We start from the raw sequence: 17,558 nt of genomic DNA on the forward strand, positions 1-17,558 counted from the left end.
CCTTCCGGGCGGATGCCGCGCCGGCAGCCGCGTCTGCCGTGGCCAGTTCCAGTTCGGCCCGGCGGGCCCACGCCAGGGCGTTGTCGTCCGCCAGGCGAGTTGCTTCCCGGGCGCTCTCCAGGGCCGCGGGCAGATCCCGGGTAGCCTGTTGTGCGTAGCTCAAGGCCAGGCGGGCAGCCGGGGAGGCCGGATCGAGGGCCACCGCCTGGCGGGCGGTGCTGCCGGCTTCCGGCGCGTGTCGGGCGACCTGGGCAATGGCCGCGGTGGCCAGCAGGCTGGCATGGGGGGCATTGTTGAAGGCCCGGCCTAGCAGCCTGTCGGACTATCCCCGGTAAAATACGGCATCGCCCCTGGAGCTTGAGAGCATGAGCCGCTTTCGCCCGATTGACCGGCATACGGACTACCTGTTGCCCCCCTCAGTGCAGGACTGGTTGCCCGAGTCTCACCTGGCTCGCTACGTGGTGGACGTGGTCGAAGGGCTGGATCTATCGGAACTGGAGCGAGCCTATGCGGGGCGCGGGAGCGACGCCTATCACCCGGCGATGTTGCTGTCGCTACTGATCTACGGCTACGCGACGGGGATGCACTCGAGCCGCAAGATCGAGCGGGCGACCTACGACTCGCTGGCGTTCCGCTTCATTGCCTGCGATCAGCACCCCGACCATGACACCTTGGCAAGTTTTCGCCGGCGCTTTGGCGAGCAGTTTGCCTCCATCTTCGTTCAGGTACTGCAGGTGGCGCGCGAGAACCAGCTCTCGCGCTTTGGGACGGTCAGTCTGGACGGCTCCAAGATCCACGCCAACGCGTCTCGACACAGTGCGCTTTCCTACGGCCACGCAGAGAAGATCGAAGCGCAGTTGAAGGGCGAAGTACAGGAGTTGCTCAAGCTGGCCGAGGCGGCTGATCACGGCAATGTGCCCGACGGGGTGGATCTGCCTTCGGAGATTGCACGCCGCGAAACGCGCCTGGCCGCCATCGCCGCAGCCAAAGCCAAGATCGAGGCGCGCGCCAAGGAGCGCTTCGAACGAGAGCAGTCCGAGTACGAAACCAAAATGGCCCAGCGCCAGGCAAAGCAAGCAACCACAGGCAAGAAGCCCGGCGGCAAGCCGCCCAAGCCGCCGCAGGCCGGCCCACGCGCAGACGATCAGATCAACCTGACCGATGATGACTCGCGCATCATGAAGGTTGCCGGTGACGGCTTCGAGCAGTGCTACAACGCCCAAGCCGTGGTCGATACCGAATCGATGCTGGTCATGGCGCCCCACGTCACCACCGCAGGCAACGACAAGGAGCAGGTCGCGCCGATGCTCGCGCGCATCCAGGCGTTACCGAAAGGGCTCAATCAACCCGAACAACTGCTCGCTGACACCGGCTATTTCAGCGAACGCAACGTCAAGAGCTGCCACGACGCCAAGGTTCAACCGCTGATCGCGGTGGGGCGCGAGGTGCACCATCCGCACTGGCGCAGTCGGTTCGAGGAGCCCGCGCCGCTCGAGACGTCGGCCAGTCAGGTCGAACAGATGAAGCACGCTCTCAAGAGCCGTGCGGGCCGGGCTGCGTATGCGCTGCGCAAACAAACCGTGGAGCCGGTGTTCGGAATCATCAAATCGGTGATGGGCTTCCGTCAATTCCTGCTGCGCGGCCTCAATAATGTGCGCGCCGAATGGACCTTGGTTTGCCTGGCGTGGAACCTCAAGCGCATGGCCGTATTGCGTCCGCAGTGAGGAAATAAGACAGAGGCATTGCGATTTCGCGCAAAAATCGACCCATTTGACCCTGATATGCGAACCATTTACCGCATTATGAAATCCAGCGCGCAGTGGAGCGCCCCACGGACACCAAGTCCGACAGGCTGCTAGAGAGGCCGCCTCGTCACTGCGGCCAAGGCCGAGCAGGATACCCGCCTTGAAGGCGGTCAGGTGGGGCCACGTTTCAAGATGGCTCAGGGGGGAAAGGGTGTCCAGGGCATCCCGGAAGGCGCCGCGGGCAGCCTGTTGCTGAGCCAGGATCGCCGGGGCACGCAGGCTTTCCGGCAGGTCTGCCATGTCGGTGCCGGAGAGTCGTACCACTTGTGGGTAGTGGATCGCCCAGGCCACGGCATCGAGGGGGCGCATGGTGATGGGGGCCGGTGCGCTGCCGGTGCGGGCTTCGATGGCCTGGCCTGCGGTGAGGCGTGTTTCACCCTCGCGGTTGTCCGTGCGGACCCGGCCTTCGGCAACCACGACCCGGGCTGTGTCCTCACCGGCGGTGACGGTGAATTCGGTGCCATCGACGAAAGCATTGACGAAGGGGGTGACGACTCCGAAGCGCTTGCTGAAGCGGCTGATCACATGAACGACACCCCTGGGCAGCTTCATTGTCCCTGCGTCGGGGCCGTCGGGAAGGGTCAGGGTGGTGTTCTGGTCCAGGCGCACCAGTACGTCCTGTCCCAGCACCACTGCTGCCCGGCCGGGGCCACGGACGGCAACCTGATCGCCCGGACAGAGGGTCTGACGCAGGGTGGCCGGCTGCCAGCGGGGGCTGCCGGCCGTACGAATCTCAATCCGCCCCTCTGCGGCTGTCAGCCTGCCGACCGGGAGCTCGCAGGCCAGGGTGTTCCAGGGCAGGGTGGCGAGCAGGGTTGCCAGGGGCAGGGAGCGGAGGGCCGCCGGGTGTGGGGACATGAGCGTTTGGATGGGCGATGGTTTGCCCGGGCGGGAACAGGAGCCCCGATTTTAGCGTTTGTCGCAAGTGAACAAAATCACTCGAACAGATGATTTTCTATGGGTTTTATGTGTTTCTGTCGATTTACTTGGTTGCCAGGATCACGCAGCCTTCGTCACTGGGGTGAAGACCCCGGAGTCGTTCCTGGCTTCTCTGGCGGAAAAAACGTGTGGGCCCGTCTTCCGGCGCCAGGCTCAGGAAGGCCTCGCTGGCCTTGAGTGTGGCATGGGGAGCGCTGGCGGCATACGTCAGGCGAATGTCTTCAAAGAGGGCTGCATGAGGGGCGGGCAGCGGTCGGGAGAGAATCTCGTGGAGCTCTACCGGGGTTTGTTTGCCTGCCATCAGGAAATTGCCCAGATTGCGGTGGGGGAGGGCGGAGCGCCCGCATACGGCTGCCGAGGCCAGGATGTGTGTGCCCAGTATCTTGTTGCAGCCCTGGATGCGGCTGGTGGTGTTGACGATGTCGCCGACGGCGCGCAGTTCCCGGTGCTGATCGTTGCCGACCTCCCCCAGAAAGACCGGACCGTAATGGAGACCGAAGCGGGTGGGGTGAGCGCCGCTGGGGGCCTGGGCATCGTTCATCAGGTGATCCAGGGCGAGGGCGGCCTGACAGGCCCGGCGGCAGGCATCCAGGGCGGAGTCGTCGGCCAGCCAGAGGCTCATCACCGCGTCTCCGACGATGTCCATCACGTGCCCTCCGTGGGTTTCCACGATCGGTATGAACAGCTCGAAGTAGCGGTTCAGGGCGTTCCGTGAGGCCTCTGGATCGAGACCCTCCGAAAAACGGGTGTACGAAACCATATCGCTGCACAGGCAGACCCCATGCACGGTGCGGCCGCCCTCCTGGCCCTGCAGCAGGGTAGCCAGCTTTTCGCTGCCCCGTCGGGTGAGTCCCAGGTCCAGGGCATGTTCCAGGTGCTGCGCCCGTTGTCGTGCGGCATGCACATGCAGCAGCAGTCCGCCGGCCGTGATCAGCAGGGGGGCGACCATAACAGGCACCACCACAGGCAGCCACCAGTGGGTGCCAGCGAAGGCCAGCGCAGCGACACTCAGCCAGCTGAGGGTCAGCAGGGCACTGGCAAGGAGTGCCCGGCGCGTGCCGAAAAGCAGCCAGGGGAGGGTCAGGGCCAGGACCCAGCCTAGTATCAGCAGGGTCTCTGCCGGAGGGGGGAGACGCCGCAGGGCGCTGCCGTCCAGCAGGTTGGCGACTGCTGTGGCGGCCAGTTCGACGCCGCTCAGGTCTACCCCGTCGTCACGGCTGAAGGGGGTATGGAAGATATCCGACTGGCGGGATTGGTTGGATTCGGAAAAACCCACCAGCACCGCCTTGTCCTGGAAGGTGTGTACGGCCTGTGCGGGATCGTCCAGGAGTGCCAGTGCATCGGCATAGGAGAGCGTCCGGATCGTGCCGATGGGGCCGTACAGGTTGAGCGGTCGAGGGTGATTGTCCAGGCCTGCCAGGTGGGGCGTGCCCATTTCCCGGGCCATCAGCACCGGCAGGGAGGGATGGTCGGCCACGCCCGGTATGTAGCCCCAGTATTCGTTGATCCCGTGCTGGGTCTTGGGCAGGACGAATGGGCCGGTCGCTTTGGCCGATGCCGCCAGGAGGGGGAGGGGCAGGGTTCGTTTGTCCAGGTGGGCGAGGCGTTCTCCACCGGGGCCATCGATTGTTTCGCGGGTGACGTTCTCCACCAGGATGACCCGCCCAGTCCTGCGGATCGCGGCGGCAAGTGCGGCATCCTGGTCCGCCTCCCGGGCCCGCTCGAAATGTACGTCGAAACCGATCACGCGGGCGCCGGCTGCGTTCAGGCCGTCCACCAGCTGTGCGTGGAGGCTGCGCTGCCAGCGCTCCGGACGCTCCGATTGGCCCAGGATGCGGGCGGAACGGGAATCGATGGCTATAATCACCACCGGTCGGGGAGGCGTGCGTGCGCCCCGAAGGCCATACAAGAGATCCAGCCCCAGGCCGTTTTCCAGGCCGGCCAGGGATGGAAGCAGGGCGAGGGTGGAGCCAAGCACTGTCGCTACAACAAGAATCCAGCGCGTGACGGATTTAACTTGCATGGGACAGGCGTCCGGCAAGGAGCCAGCGGGAAACAGGGAGCAAACCGTGCATTTTCTGGAACAGATCGATCTGTTTGAAGGCGTCGAGACGAATCGCCTCGAGATGCTGATGGACCGGTCGCGGGTACGTAGCTTTGCGGCGAACAGCATCGTCGTCAACGAGGGCGACGAGGGGGGGAGCCTTTTTGTCGTCCAGAATGGATCCCTCAAGGCTTTTCTGACGGATGATGCCGGGCGTGAGGTCACCTTGTCCTTGCTGGATCCCGGAGCTTATTTTGGCGAACTGGCCCTGCTGGATGATGCGCCTCGTTCCGCATCGGTCATTGCCCTGACTCGCAGTGAACTTCTGCAGGTTCCCCGTTCGGCCTTCCTCGAGTTGATTGAAAGCCATCCGCCTTCCATGAGCGTGGTGGTGCGTAACCTGGTGGCACGCATCCGTGCGCTCACCGATGATGTCCGTTCCCTGGCGCTGGTGGACGTCTTCGGCCGTATCGCCAGGGTCTTCAACCGGCTCGCAGTGGAGAAGGATGGCATGATGACGATAGAGCGCCGCCTGACCCAGCAGGATCTGGCCAACATGGTTGGCGCTTCCCGGGAGATGGTGAATCGGATCCTGCGTGACCTGACGGCGGGGGGCTATATCGAGATTGAACACCAGCGCATCCTGCTCAAGCGCAAGCTTCCTCACAACTGGTGACCGGGCAGGCAGCCTTCTCTCAGATGAGCCCCTTTTGCGCAAGGACATTTGTCTCTCTCTTGGCTAGACTGAAGTTACAGGAATTCAATCAGGGGAGATACGTCATGTCGTTCATCGATTCGCCCATCAGCCGCTGCGAAGCGGTACGCGAGATGGTCCTTACCGACCAGACTCAAGGTCAGTGTGCCCGGGAGCACGATTGTCCGCCAGGCCGGGTTTGCCCCTTGTGCGGGTATTTTGCCGAAGTGTCCGGTGTGACGGAGGAGAGCACCCTCGATGAGGTGGCCGCCGCGGACGCAGCCCAGCGGAAGGCTTGACTGCTCGTGGCCAACCGTACCCTGGGAACACGCCAGAAGATGATTTTCCGGGGGCCTTCCAAAGGCACCGGATCTCCTGATTTGAAGGGAAGAAGCATGTCTGGCAATACCCCCTCGGGGAGACGTCAGGCCGGTGCAGCTCCATCAGGCCGGGGCTCATCCCGTCGCATCGGGTGATGCACCATTGCGGCACAGGGCCAGTTCTGCACAGGAGCCCTTGTGTGCGGATGTTTGTCTGAAGCGTGGCGCGCATCCCGCGGGTGCGTGCCGGCTCTTCCCTACTGTTTCAGGTTCAGCTTTTCCAGCAAGCCGTCCAGTTGATCCAGGCTTCCGAACTGGATGGTCACGGCGCCTGCGCCCCTCTGGTTGGCCTTGATTTTTACCGTGGCCCCGAGGCGGTCGGCGATCTCTTCCTCCAGGCGCAGGATATCCCGGTCTGGGGCGGGCGTTGCGGTTCTGGTCTTGGGGTTGATAGCCTGGTGAGCCAGGCGTTCAGCTTCGCGCACCGACAGGCCCTTGGCTGCGATCAGATTGGCCAGGCCCACCTGGGTGGCGCCATCCAGCGGCAGCAGGGCGCGCGCATGACCCATATCGATATCCCCGGCCATCAGCAACTCCTGCACCGGAGGAGCCAGCTGGAGCAGACGCAGCAGGTTTGAGGCGGCTGGGCGGGAGCGGCCGACTGCATCGGCAGCCTGCTGGTGCGTCATGCTGAACTCATCGATGAGACGCTGGATGCCGGCGGCTTCCTCCAGCGGATTGAGATCCTCCCGCTGGATGTTCTCGATCAGCGACATGGCCAGGGCTGCCTCATCGGGAATTTCCCGGACAAGGCAGGGGAGGGCGCTCATCCCGGCCAGCTGGGCAGCGCGCCAGCGCCGTTCGCCCGCAATGATCTCGTAACGCTTGGCATCAAAGGGACCGCCGATGGGGCGTACCAGGATCGGCTGCATGACCCCCTGGGATTTGATGGAGGCTGCCAGCTCCTCCAGGGAGCCTGGATCCATCCGGGTGCGGGGCTGATACTTGCCCTGCTGCAGTTCCGCGGCGGGCAGGGTCTGCAGCTCACCCTTTTCCTGGTCGGATTCATCGGTATTGGCAGCCAGCAGGGCGTCAAGCCCCCGGCCCAGGCCTTTGAGTTTCGGAGTTGCCATAAATATCTCAGGAAGGGCTCTTGACCCGGGCGATGAGTTCCTTGGCGAAGGCCAGATAGGCCTGGGCCCCCTTGGCGCTGCGGTCGAAGGTGACGCCCGGAATGCCGTGGCTGGGAGCCTCGGCCAGGCGCACGTTGCGGGGCACGATGGCCTTGAACACCTTGTCGCCAAAGTGGGCTTCGAGCTGGGCGGAAACCTGCTGCTGGAGCGTGACCCGGGGATCGAACATGACCCGGAGCAGACCGATGATGGAGAGGTCCCGGTTCAGGTTGGCGTGGACCTTCTTGATGGAATTCACCAGATCGGACAGGCCTTCCAGGGCGTAGTACTCGCACTGCATCGGAATGATCACCCCATGGGCGACGCACAGGCCGTTGAGGGTCAGTAGCGAAAGGGACGGAGGGCAGTCGATGAGGATGAAGTCGTATTCGGACTGGTGCAGGGAGAGCGCATCCCGCAGGCGGTTCTCGCGGCGGTTGAGGCCGACCAGTTCCACTTCGGCGCCGGCCAGATCCCGGTTGGCGGGGATCACGTCGTAGCCGCCGGATTCGGACCGGACCCGGGATTCCGCCACGGTGCACAGCCCTACCAGCAGGTGATAGACCGATTTACTCAGCCCTCGTTTGTCGATGCCGCTGCCCATGGTGGCGTTCCCCTGGGGGTCCAGGTCGATGAGCAGGACGCGCTGCTTGGCGGCGGCAAGCCCGGCGGCCAGGTTCACACAGGTGGTCGTCTTGCCGACGCCGCCTTTCTGGTTGGCGATACAGAAGATGCGGGCCATGTCAGGTTCGTTTCACGATGATCAGGTGACGTTCCGCGTCAAGGCCGGGAACGTCGAGGGGCGTGCTGCCGTCGAGCCGGAAGCCGGTCGGGATGCGGGTGATCTCGTCCTCCGGGTAAAGGCCCTTCATGGCCAGGAGTCGGGTGTCCGGGCCAGCCAGGTGGGCGGTGAGGGTCACGAAGTCGGCCAGGTCGGCGAAGGCCCGGGAAATGATGCCGTCCGGCTGCCCGGGAGCATAGTCCGGCTGCCACTGCTCGATTCGGGCGTGGTGGGCACGGAAGTTGGGCAGTTTGAGCTCGATCCGTGCCTGGTTCTGGAAGACGGCCTTCTTCTGCACGGTCTCCACCGAATCCACCTGCAGCCCGGGACGGCAGATGGCCAGCACTACGCCGGGCAGCCCTCCGCCGGAGCCCACGTCCACCAGACGGTGCACGCCGCTCAGATGGGGCAGCACCGACAGGGAGTCGAGCAGGTGGTGGGTGATGACCTGGCTCTCGTTGCGGATGGCGGTGAGGTTGTAGACCTTGTTCCACTTGATCAGCAACTGGCCAAACGCCAGCAACGTGTCGACGGCATCGTCGGCCAGGGTCAGGCCAAGGGCGTCGATGCCCTGTTCGAGGGTCTGACGGGTGTTCATGCGGATCTCTGCTCCCGGCCTCGGGCCAGTTCGCTGCGTTTGAGCCATACCAGCAGCAGGCTGATGGCCGCCGGGGTGATTCCCTGAATGCGGCTGGCCTGGCCGATGGTTTCGGGCTTGTGCTGGTTGAGGCGGCCCTGGACTTCCTTGGACAGGCCGCGAACTGTGGTGTAGTCCAGGTCCGGTGGCAGTCGGGTGGCCTCGGCATTCATCTGGCGGGCGACTTCGTCCTGCTGGCGGTCGATGTAGCCCTGGTATTTGGCGGCGATTTCCAGCTGCTCGACCACCTGAGGGTCTGTTTCCGGAGTCTCGGGAGCACCGGGCAGGGTCATCAGGCTCGCGTAGCTGACGCTGGGCCGGCGGAGCAGCTCGAAGAAGGCGTATTCCCGCTCGATGGCCTTGCCGAGCACGGCTTCAGCGGTCTCCGCGGGCACCCTGGCCGGGGTGGCCCAGGTGACACGCAGGCGGGCGCTTTCGCGTTCGATGGCTTCGCGCTTGCGGCAGAAGGCCGCCCAGCGGATGTCGTCCACCAGGCCCAGTTTGCGGCCGGCTTCGGTGAGGCGCAGGTCTGCGTTGTCCTCGCGCAGGCTGAGACGGAATTCGGCGCGGGAGGTGAACATGCGGTAGGGCTCGGAAACGCCCCGGGTGATCAGGTCATCCACCAGTACGCCCAGGTAGGCTTCGTCGCGGCGCGGGCACCACGGTTCCTGCCCCTTCACCTGCAAGGCGGCGTTGATGCCGGCCAGCAGGCCCTGGGCGGCGGCTTCTTCGTAGCCGGTGGTGCCGTTGATCTGGCCGGCGAAGAAGAGGCCGGAAATCGATTTTGTTTCGAGGCTGGACTTGAGGTTGCGCGGATCGAAGTAGTCGTACTCGATGGCGTAGCCGGGGCGCAGGATGTGGCAGTTTTCGAGGCCGCGGATCGAACGGACGATGTCCAGCTGCACGTCGAAGGGCAGGCTGGTGGAAATTCCGTTGGGGTAGATCTCGTGGGTGTCCAGGCCTTCGGGTTCGAGAAAGACGTGGTGGCTGTCCTTGTCGGCGAAGCGGTGGATCTTGTCTTCGATGCTCGGGCAGTAGCGCGGGCCCACGCCTTCGATCACGCCGGAATACATCGGCGAGCGGTCGAGGTTGGCACGGATGATGTCGTGGGTGCGGTTGTTGGTGTGGGTGATCCAGCACGGCAGCTGGCGCGGGTGCTGGGCCGCGCTGCCGAGAAAGCTGAACACCGGCACCGGATCGTCGCCGGGCTGCTCCTGCATCACCGAGAAGTCGATCGTGCGGGCGTCGAGGCGCGGCGGTGTGCCGGTCTTGAGGCGGCCTTGAGGCAGGGCGAGTTCCTTGAGGCGTTGGCCGAGGCTGACCGCAGGAGGATCGCCGGCGCGGCCGCCCGAGTAGTTCTGCATGCCCACGTGAATCAGGCCGTTGAGGAAGGTGCCGGCGGTGAGCACTACGGCGGGCGCTTCAAAGCGCAGCCCGATCTGGGTGACAACGCCGGTGACCCGGTCTCCCACCACGGTGAGATCGTCCACGGCCTGCTGGAACAGCCACAGATTTGGCTGGTTCTCGAGGCGTTGGCGGATGGCGGCCTTGTACAGCACCCGGTCGGCCTGTGCGCGGGTGGCACGCACGGCCGGGCCCTTGCTGGCGTTGAGGATGCGGAACTGAATGCCGCTTTCGTCGGTGGCGGCAGCCATGGCTCCCCCCAGGGCGTCCACTTCCTTGACCAGGTGACCTTTGCCAATGCCGCCGATGGACGGGTTGCAGCTCATCTGGCCGAGGGTTTCGATGTTGTGGGTGAGCAGCAAGGTCGCGCACCCGGCCCGGGCTGCTGCCAGTGCGGCTTCGGTGCCGGCATGGCCGCCGCCGACAACGATGACGTCGAATCGGGTGGGATGGAGCATCGGAAAGCGGGGAAAGATCTTCGGGGGAGGGCAATGATACGACCTTGCGCTGCAAAATAACAGGGCCGGCCTCTGCTGGAAGGGGGAAAACCGGCTTTTTTACAACGGCTTATCGCGGTTCTGGAGGTTTTCGGGGAGGCTGAAGATGGAGAAAAAAGAAGGACTGAAGATGTAATCAGCGGGTTTTAGAGTTGCACTTGGCAATGGCCGTTTGGCGTGGCCTTAAAGTTTGCGCCGACCCATCCGTAAATCGGCTTATACATGAAAATTACAAAAACGAAGGAAGACCGTCATGCTTGCATGTTTTAATGGGGACTAAGATCGTTTTTGTAGCATATTGTGTTCCAGGTGCTGGCGCCGGAACGTGGGAGTCTTTTTGTGAAAACCATCATGCTGGTCGATGATTCGGCCACCGTTTTGTTGTCCATTTCCGGAATTCTGAGCAAGGCCGGTTTTCAGGTCGTTACCGCCAACAGCGCGGAGGATGGTCAGCGCAAGCTCGCGGGCGGGACCAAGCCTGATCTGCTGATTACTGATCTGAACATGCCGGGGATGAATGGCATCGAGTTCATCAAGCAGGTCCGTCTGCGTCCCGAACTGCGCTTCATGCCCATCCTGTTTCTGACCACGGAGTCCCAGCAGAGCAAACGTGCCGAGGCGAAAGCCGCCGGTGCTTCAGGCTGGATCGTCAAACCCGCAACAGCGGACACCCTGCTCAACACGATCAAGCTCGTGTTGCGCTGAGCAAACATGTATTTTCAGAACAGGTCCTGGCGGTACCGGGTATTGCTGTCGGTGGTGACAGCGCTGGGTGTGTTTGGCGTCGTGTACCTGGCGACCCCCTTCTACCACGAGTTCCTGCTTGACCGGTTCGGGCTCAGCCATTCGCTGGGTGATGCTGCCGGTGCGGCCTTTGCGGTGCTGGTCAGTTTCATGTCTCACCATCTCCTGTCGATTGCCCGTTACCGGGATACGAGTTACGGCTCCGAGAATGCCCTGCTGAACGCCCGCAAGGAGGTGGATCGAGGGAGCGCCGTCGCCATGGAAGTGGCCAAGTCCCTCGAACAGATGCCCCATCTGAACGGCATTCTTGTGGGGCAGCTCCATGCGGTCACTGAGCAGACCGAGGCCGCCGCGTTGGGCATGGTCGAGCGTCTGCAGGCGGTGGATGGGGTTGTCAGGGATCTGGATGAGGTGGTTCGCACGTTCTCGGCCGAATCCAGCCACATCGTCGAGGAAGCCAACAGCCGTGCCGCCCGGAATCAGACGACCCTCGTGGCTTTGCAGAAGTACATCCATTCCCGGCTCGAGAACGTCGGGGAGGAGCAGGAGCACGTGATGGCGGCCCTCAACGAGGCCCGCTCCCTGGCTCAGTTCGTCAATCTTGTCCGTGAAATCTCGGGGCAGACCAATCTGCTGGCCCTCAACGCAGCCATCGAGGCCGCCCGGGCGGGGGAGGCTGGGCGCGGTTTTGCCGTGGTGGCCGACGAGGTGCGCAAGCTGGCGGGCCAGACCGACCAGGCCGTGGTGAAGATCAATGAGGGCATCGAGCGGGTGGTACACACCATCGAGTCCAAGTTCCGCGACCAGCTGGATCAGTCCCTCGGGAATGCTGAAGAGCAGGCCCTGCGTACGGTAGCCGAGCAGTTTGATGAGGTCAGCCAGAGTTACAACCAGTTGCTCGAACACGAGAGTCGTATTCTCGATGTGTTCCAGGCGTCGAGCAGCCGGTTGGCCGAAATGTTCATGAATACCATGGCCAGCGTCCAGTTTCAGGATGTGACCCGTCAGCAGGTGGGCCATGTGATCGAGGCTCTGGAGCGTCTCGACGCGCATCTGCTCCAGTTGGTCGGTTGCCTGGAAGGCCGTGTGCAGGTCAGCGACATTCCCGCCATGACGGAGCAGATTGACCGTTTGTTCGAGAGTTACGTGATGCAGAGGGAGCGTGACGAACATGCCCTGCGCAGCGGCCGTGCGATCCCGGCTTCTGCCGCCGGCAGCAACGACAACGGGCCTGCCGTGGAATTGTTCTGAGTCCGCAAGCCCTGGAGAGTCTGATGAGCACGAACCGACGCGTCTTCGCCGAAGATTTCACGATTTACCGAGTGGCCGAACTCAAGCCGCTCTTGCTGGAGAGCCTTCAGGGACATGACCGGATCGAGCTTGATCTGTCCGGTGTGGAGCATATGGATTCGGCAGGCTGTCAGCTGTTGATGCTGGTCAAGCGCGAGGCCAGTGCTGCCGGCAAGGTGCTGGCCATTGCCGCCCATAGCCCGGCAGTGCAGTCCCTGATCGAGTTCTACAATCTGGCCGCCTGGTTTGGCGACCCCCTTGTCGTGGCAGCCCAGGAGGGACGCAGCCATCATGGATGAACTCAAGCAGGTGTTCGTGCAGGAAAGCGGGGAGCAACTGGACGCGCTCGAGTCGCTGCTGCTGGAGCTGGAGAACCGTCCGGACGACGAAACCATCCTGAACAGCATCTTCCGGGCTGCCCACACCATCAAGGGGGCGGCTGGAATGGTGGAGGCCAGTGGCGTGGAGTCCTTTGCCCATGTGGTGGAGAACGTGCTCGACCGCCTGCGCAACCACGAAATTGCAGTGACCACCGAGCTGGCGGCGCTGATGCTGGCCTGCACCGACCAGCTGCGTCTGCTGGTGGCTGCCGAAGCGGGCACCACCGAACTGCCCACGGAGGAGATCGCGGCCCGTAGTGCCAGTCTGCTGACACGGCTGAGGGAGTACGGGCCAGGCGGACAGGTGTCGGCTACCAGCCCCCAGACGGTCGAGCCGGCGGTTCAGCGCATTCCGTCCCCGCAAGGGGGGCACGAGTGCTGGCATATATCGCTGCGCTTCGGGCCGGATGTGCTGCGTCAGGGCATGGACCCGGAGAATTTCCTGCGCTTTCTCGAAACCGTGGGTCAGATCCGTCACATCGAGACCCTGGCCGACACCATGCCGGCGGCCGAGGAAATGGACCCAGAGCTGTGCTATCTGGGTTTCGAGATCGCCCTGGAGTCGACGGCCGACAAGCAGGCGATCGAAGATGTCTTCGCCTTTGTGCGGGACGAGTGCCGGCTGGCCATTTTGCCCCCCAACAGCAAGGTGCGGGATTACCTGGACCTGATCGAAGGTCTGCCCGAGGACTCCCTGCGACTGGGCGAGATCCTTGTCCGGGTGGGCGCCCTGACGGCGGAGGAACTGGCCGAAGGACTGCGTACCCAGACCACGCCTGCCAGCGCCGAGGATGCCGTCGAGAACAAGCCGATCGGTGAAATCCTGGTGGCCCAACAGGTGGTTCAGCCCGAACTGGTGGCGGCCGCCGTGGCCAAGCAGACCCAGGTCAGCGAAAAGAAGGCCCACGAAGCGAAATTGATCCGGGTTCCCGCAGACAAGCTCGATCACCTGATCAATCTGGTTGGTGAGCTGGTGATCGCCGGTGCGGCCACCAGCCTGCTGGCCCACACCCGGCGGGATGGAGAGCTGATCGAGTCCTCTTCCCTGCTGACCCGGTTGGTGGAAGAGATCCGGGATGCCTCCCTGCAACTCCGTACGGTGCAGATCGGTGAAACCTTCAACCGCTTCCAGCGCCTGGTGCGGGATACCTGCAAGGATCTGGGCAAGGATGTCGATCTGGTGATTTCCGGAGGAGACACCGAGCTCGACAAATCGATTGTCGAGAAAATCGGTGACCCCCTGATGCATCTGGTGCGCAATTCCCTGGATCACGGCATCGAGCCTTCGGTGGTCCGGGAGGCGGCGGGCAAGGATCCCCGTGGCACCCTGTCCCTCAACGCTTACCACGATGCCGGCAATATCGTCATCGAGGTGGCTGACGACGGGGCGGGTCTCAATCGTGATCGCATCCTGGCCAAGGCGATCGAGCGGGGTCTGGTGGAGCCTGATGTCCAGCTTTCCGATCGGGAAGTCTACGACCTCATTTTTGCCCCCGGACTGTCCACTGCCGAGCAGGTCACCAATTTGTCCGGTCGGGGGGTCGGCATGGATGTGGTACGCCGCAACCTGCAGGCCCTGCGCGGGACCATCAGTGTGGACAGCCAGCCCGGTAAAGGCACTCGTCTGACCCTGCGTCTGCCCCTGACCCTGGCCATCATTGATGGTTTCCTGGTGGTGTCGGCCAACCGCTCTTATGTGATTCCGCTGGATGCCGTGGTGGAGTGCATCGAGCGTCCGGTGGCGGAGCACGACCGCAACTACTTCAACCTGCGGGGCCAGGTCCTGCCGGCCGTGTGCCTGCGCGACAGCTTCAACCTGCCCGGTGAGCGCCCCACGCGAGAGAGCGTGGTGGTGGTGCAGTACGCCGGCCAGCGCGCCGGGATCGTGGTGGACCGCCTGGCCGGAGAACTGCAGGCCGTGATCAAGCCCCTCGGTGCCTTGTTCCGCCACCTGCAAGGCATCGGTGGCTCGACCATCCTGGGCAGCGGCGAAGTGGCCCTGATCCTCGACATTTCCGCCCTCATCAAGATTTCTGGCCAGGCCGAGCAGCGCCTCCTGGCCCGACCCGAACAACGTAGCGCCTGAACCTTCTGCATCATCCGGAGACCATCATGTTCAAGAACCTCAAAATCGGAGTTCGCCTGGGCCTGGGATTTGCCTTTGTCCTCGTCCTGTTGGCAACGATCTCCATCGTGTCGATCTCGCGTATCAACATCCTCAACGGGCATGTGGTGCAGCTCGCCGAGGAACGCCTGCCGAAGATCGTGCAGACGGAGGAGGTCCGCCTCAACGTCCAGCTCATCGGACGGGGTGCGCGCAACATGATCATGAGTAACGACAAGGCGATGGAGAAAAAGCAGCTTGAGGACATCGCCAAGTACCGCAGTCGTAACGCGCAGATCCTCGAGGAAATGGCGCCGATGGTGCATACCGAGAAGGGCAAGGCGCTCCTCACCAAGGCCCAGGAGGCACGAGCCCGCTTCAATGCGGTGGTGGAGCGCTTGTTGTCGGTTGCGGATACGTCCTCGCCTCAATACAACCAGGACAAAGCAGTTCAGCTCTTGTTCGGCGAATATGGTGAGGCGGCCGCCAGCTATAACGGGGCTCTGGAGGAGTTCTCCAAGTTTCAGGTCGCAGGCGCAAAGAGCACGGGTGATGCCGCGGTCGAACTGGCCGCCGCCGCCCAGACCCTGCTGATCTCGCTGTCCCTGCTGGCCATTGCGCTGGCCGTGGTGATCGCCTTCCTGCTGACCCGCAGCATTACCCGTCCGGTCACCCAGGTCGTGGATGCCGCCAAGAAGATGGCGGTGGGTGACTTCAGCTTCAACCTGGCCAGCGATGCGAAGGATGAGGTCGGCCAGGTCGTCAATGCAGTGGGGGCGGTGCAGCGTTCCGTGCAGGCCATGTCTGCTGATGCGAGCCTGTTGTCCAAGGCCGCCGTGGAAGGTCGTCTGGCGACGCGCGCGGATGCCAGCAAGCACCAGGGCGATTTCCGCAAGATCGTGGAAGGGGTGAACGACACCCTGGATGCGGTGATCGGCCCTCTGAACGTGGCGGCCAACTACGTGGATCGCATCTCCAAGGGCGACATCCCGGCCAAGATCACCGACAACTACAACGGTGACTTCAACACCATCAAGAACAACCTGAACACCTGCGTGGACGCGGTGAACAAGCTGGTGGCCGATGCGGGCGTGCTGTCCAAGGCGGCGGTGGAAGGCCGTCTGGCCACGCGCGCCGACGCCAGCCAGCACCAGGGCGACTTCCGCCGCATCGTGGAAGGGGTGAACGGCACCCTGGACGCGGTGATCGGGCCCCTCAACGTGGCTGCCAACTATGTAGACCGGATCTCCAAGGGCGACATCCCGCCGAAGATCACCGACAGCTACAACGGCGACTTCAACACCATCAAAAACAACCTCAACACCTGCATCGAGGCAGTGAACAAGCTGGTGGCCGATGCGGTCGTGTTGTCCAAGGCTGCCGTGGATGGCCGGCTGGCGACCCGTGCCGATGCGTCCCAGCACCAGGGTGATTTCCGCCGCATCGTGGAAGGGGTGAACGGTACCCTGGACGCGGTGATCGGACCCCTCAACGTGGCCGCCAACTATGTAGACCGGATCTCCAAGGGCGACATCCCGGCAAAGATCACCGACAGCTACAACGGTGACTTCAACACCATCAAGAACAACCTCAATACCTGCATCGAGGCGGTGAACAAGCTCGTGGCCGATGCCAACCTGCTGTCCGCTGCCGCCATTGCCGGCCGCCTCGAGACCCGTGCCGACGGCAGCCAGCACCAGGGCGATTTCCGCAAAATCGTGGATGGCGTCAATGGCACGCTGGACGCCATCGTCGGCCCGATCAACGAGGTGCGCCGGATCATGACCTCGATCGAGCAGGGCGACCTGACCCAGAACATCGCCAACGACTACCAGGGCGATTTCAAGGCCCTGAAGGACGCGGTGAACAACACCGTCGGCAAGCTCTCCGACACCATCACCCAGGTGCGCACTGCGGCCGATGCGCTGACCAACGCCTCCGGCCAGGTGTCGGCCACGGCCCAGTCCTTGTCCCAGTCGTCGTCCGAACAAGCCGCCAGCGTGGAAGAGTCGTCCGCGTCCGTCGAGGAGATGTCGGCCTCGATCAACCAGAATGCCGAGAACGCCAAGGTCACCGACAGCCTGGCTTCGAAGACCGCGGTGGAAGCCACCGAGGGGGGGGATGCAGTAAAGAACACCGTCGATGCGATGAAGAAGATTGCCCAGAAGATCGGGATCATTGATGACATCGCTTACCAGACCAACCTGCTGGCCCTGAACGCAGCCATTGAAGCCGCCCGGGCCGGCGAGCACGGTAAGGGTTTTGCCGTGGTCGCTGCCGAGGTGCGCAAGCTGGCTGAGCGTAGCCAGGTGGCAGCTCAGGAGATCGGTGGACTGGCTGGGGATTCCGTTGGTCTGGCCGAGCGTGCGGGCCATCTCCTTGATGAGATCGTGCCGTCGATCCGCAAGACTTCCGACCTGGTCCAGGAGATTGCTTCGGCTTCCCAGGAACAGTCGTCCGGCGTCGCTCAGATCAATAACGCGATGAACCAGCTCAACCAGGCCACCCAGCAGAATGCCTCGGCTTCCGAAGAACTGGCAGCCACCGCCGAGGAACTGGGCGGTCAGGCCGAGCAACTGCAGCAACTGATGCTGTTCTTCACCATTGACGAGCGCAACATGGGGCGTAATCTGGCCCTGGCCGCACCTGCCAGTGCATCCCGCAGTGCGACCGTCAAGCCCAAGGCAGGCGCCCGGGTGGCCGGTTTCGCATTCAACGAGAACGACTTCGAAAAGTTCTGAGCGGCG

At 63.4% G+C, this 17,558-nt stretch carries 14 protein-coding genes and 1 pseudogene; 8 read left to right on the top strand and 7 right to left on the bottom strand.

What is annotated here, in order from left to right; all coding sequences use genetic code 11:
- Positions 1–202 (bottom strand): hypothetical protein (locus PHD22_RS01685; RefSeq protein WP_299861355.1); only part of this gene is annotated, 202 nt, incomplete at its 3' end.
- Between the two features lie 163 nt (positions 203–365).
- Here PHD22_RS01685 and PHD22_RS01690 point away from each other — a divergent pair.
- Positions 366–1,724 carry an IS1182 family transposase gene (locus tag PHD22_RS01690; RefSeq protein WP_299861358.1) on the top strand — a complete coding sequence of 453 codons (1,359 nt, stop codon included), beginning with the start codon at positions 366–368 and terminating at the stop codon, positions 1,722–1,724.
- Positions 1,725–2,258: 534 nt separating this feature from the next.
- Here the strand turns inward: PHD22_RS01690 and PHD22_RS16885 are convergent.
- Positions 2,259–2,663, bottom strand: a pseudogene (locus PHD22_RS16885) (hypothetical protein); the annotation flags it as partial.
- Between the two features lie 124 nt (positions 2,664–2,787).
- Positions 2,788–4,767, bottom strand: coding sequence for an adenylate/guanylate cyclase domain-containing protein (locus PHD22_RS01700; protein WP_299861363.1), 1,980 nt, complete (start codon positions 4,765–4,767; stop codon positions 2,788–2,790).
- A 46-nt stretch (positions 4,768–4,813) separates the two neighbouring features.
- Here PHD22_RS01700 and PHD22_RS01705 point away from each other — a divergent pair, with 46 nt between their 5' ends.
- Positions 4,814–5,464 carry a Crp/Fnr family transcriptional regulator gene (locus PHD22_RS01705; RefSeq protein WP_299861366.1) on the top strand — a complete coding sequence of 217 codons (651 nt, stop codon included), beginning with the start codon at positions 4,814–4,816 and terminating at the stop codon, positions 5,462–5,464.
- A gap of 104 nt (positions 5,465–5,568) precedes the next feature.
- Entirely contained in the window at positions 5,569–5,781 is a 213-nt protein-coding gene (locus PHD22_RS01710; protein WP_299861369.1) for a hypothetical protein, read from the top strand.
- Positions 5,782–6,059: 278 nt separating this feature from the next.
- Here PHD22_RS01710 and PHD22_RS01715 read toward each other — a convergent pair whose 3' ends face one another.
- From PHD22_RS01715 to mnmG, 4 genes are read right to left on the bottom strand one after another with little or no spacing between them, the layout of a single operon-like run.
- On the bottom strand, positions 6,060–6,935 hold the full coding sequence (locus tag PHD22_RS01715; RefSeq protein WP_299861372.1) for a ParB/RepB/Spo0J family partition protein: 876 nt from the start codon (positions 6,933–6,935) through the stop codon (positions 6,060–6,062).
- A gap of 7 nt (positions 6,936–6,942) precedes the next feature.
- Complete coding sequence (locus tag PHD22_RS01720) at positions 6,943–7,716, bottom strand: ParA family protein (protein ID WP_299861375.1); 774 nt, start codon at positions 7,714–7,716, stop codon at positions 6,943–6,945.
- Position 7,717: 1 nt separating this feature from the next.
- Positions 7,718–8,353: a 16S rRNA (guanine(527)-N(7))-methyltransferase RsmG gene (gene rsmG, locus PHD22_RS01725; protein WP_299861378.1), complete on the bottom strand. Its 636-nt coding sequence runs from the start codon at positions 8,351–8,353 to the stop codon at positions 7,718–7,720.
- The gene (mnmG, locus tag PHD22_RS01730; RefSeq protein ID WP_299861380.1) at positions 8,350–10,254 is read right to left on the bottom strand and encodes a tRNA uridine-5-carboxymethylaminomethyl(34) synthesis enzyme MnmG; all 1,905 of its coding nucleotides are present in this window, start codon (positions 10,252–10,254) and stop codon (positions 8,350–8,352) included. Before mnmG ends, rsmG begins: the two co-directional genes overlap by 4 nt.
- Before the next feature lie 378 nt (positions 10,255–10,632).
- On the opposite strand from mnmG, the gene PHD22_RS01735 reads away from it, so the two are divergent.
- Genes PHD22_RS01735 through PHD22_RS01755 form a run of 5 tightly spaced genes read left to right on the top strand, consistent with a single transcriptional unit; the run spans position 10,633 to position 17,552 of the window.
- Positions 10,633–10,998, top strand: coding sequence for a response regulator (locus tag PHD22_RS01735; RefSeq protein ID WP_366520665.1), 366 nt, complete (start codon positions 10,633–10,635; stop codon positions 10,996–10,998).
- A 6-nt stretch (positions 10,999–11,004) separates the two neighbouring features.
- Positions 11,005–12,288, top strand: a complete 1,284-nt coding sequence (locus PHD22_RS01740) for a methyl-accepting chemotaxis protein (protein WP_299861384.1) — start codon at positions 11,005–11,007, stop codon at positions 12,286–12,288.
- Between the two features lie 23 nt (positions 12,289–12,311).
- Positions 12,312–12,626 (top strand): STAS domain-containing protein, encoded by a 315-nt coding sequence (locus PHD22_RS01745; RefSeq protein WP_299861386.1) that lies wholly within the window; start codon positions 12,312–12,314, stop codon positions 12,624–12,626.
- Positions 12,619–14,793 carry a chemotaxis protein CheA gene (locus PHD22_RS01750; RefSeq protein WP_299861388.1) on the top strand — a complete coding sequence of 725 codons (2,175 nt, stop codon included), beginning with the start codon at positions 12,619–12,621 and terminating at the stop codon, positions 14,791–14,793. The genes PHD22_RS01745 and PHD22_RS01750 overlap by 8 nt, the downstream gene beginning before the upstream one ends.
- Positions 14,794–14,819: 26 nt before the next feature.
- On the top strand, positions 14,820–17,552 hold the full coding sequence (locus tag PHD22_RS01755) for a methyl-accepting chemotaxis protein (RefSeq protein WP_299861390.1): 2,733 nt from the start codon (positions 14,820–14,822) through the stop codon (positions 17,550–17,552).
- Positions 17,553–17,558: the final 6 nt, after the last annotated feature.

Source organism: Zoogloea sp. (assembly GCF_028693495.1).
Classification (GTDB): Bacteria; Pseudomonadota; Gammaproteobacteria; order Burkholderiales; family Rhodocyclaceae; genus Zoogloea.

Bases quoted from the DNA above. Each gene is read 5' to 3' on its own strand.
- PHD22_RS01750 (WP_299861388.1), top strand. From the start codon at position 12,619: ATGGATGAACTCAAGCAGGTGTTCGTGCAGGAAAGCGGGGAGCAACTG.
- PHD22_RS01715 (WP_299861372.1), bottom strand. From the start codon at position 6,935: ATGGCAACTCCGAAACTCAAAGGCCTGGGCCGGGGGCTTGACGCCCTG.
- PHD22_RS01710 (WP_299861369.1), top strand. From the start codon at position 5,569: ATGTCGTTCATCGATTCGCCCATCAGCCGCTGCGAAGCGGTACGCGAG.
- PHD22_RS01740 (WP_299861384.1), top strand. From the start codon at position 11,005: ATGTATTTTCAGAACAGGTCCTGGCGGTACCGGGTATTGCTGTCGGTG.
- PHD22_RS01690 (WP_299861358.1), top strand. From the start codon at position 366: ATGAGCCGCTTTCGCCCGATTGACCGGCATACGGACTACCTGTTGCCC.
- rsmG (WP_299861378.1), bottom strand. From the start codon at position 8,353: ATGAACACCCGTCAGACCCTCGAACAGGGCATCGACGCCCTTGGCCTG.
- PHD22_RS01745 (WP_299861386.1), top strand. From the start codon at position 12,312: ATGAGCACGAACCGACGCGTCTTCGCCGAAGATTTCACGATTTACCGA.
- mnmG (WP_299861380.1), bottom strand. From the start codon at position 10,254: ATGCTCCATCCCACCCGATTCGACGTCATCGTTGTCGGCGGCGGCCAT.
- PHD22_RS01700 (WP_299861363.1), bottom strand. From the start codon at position 4,767: ATGCAAGTTAAATCCGTCACGCGCTGGATTCTTGTTGTAGCGACAGTG.
- PHD22_RS01720 (WP_299861375.1), bottom strand. From the start codon at position 7,716: ATGGCCCGCATCTTCTGTATCGCCAACCAGAAAGGCGGCGTCGGCAAG.
- PHD22_RS01755 (WP_299861390.1), top strand. From the start codon at position 14,820: ATGTTCAAGAACCTCAAAATCGGAGTTCGCCTGGGCCTGGGATTTGCC.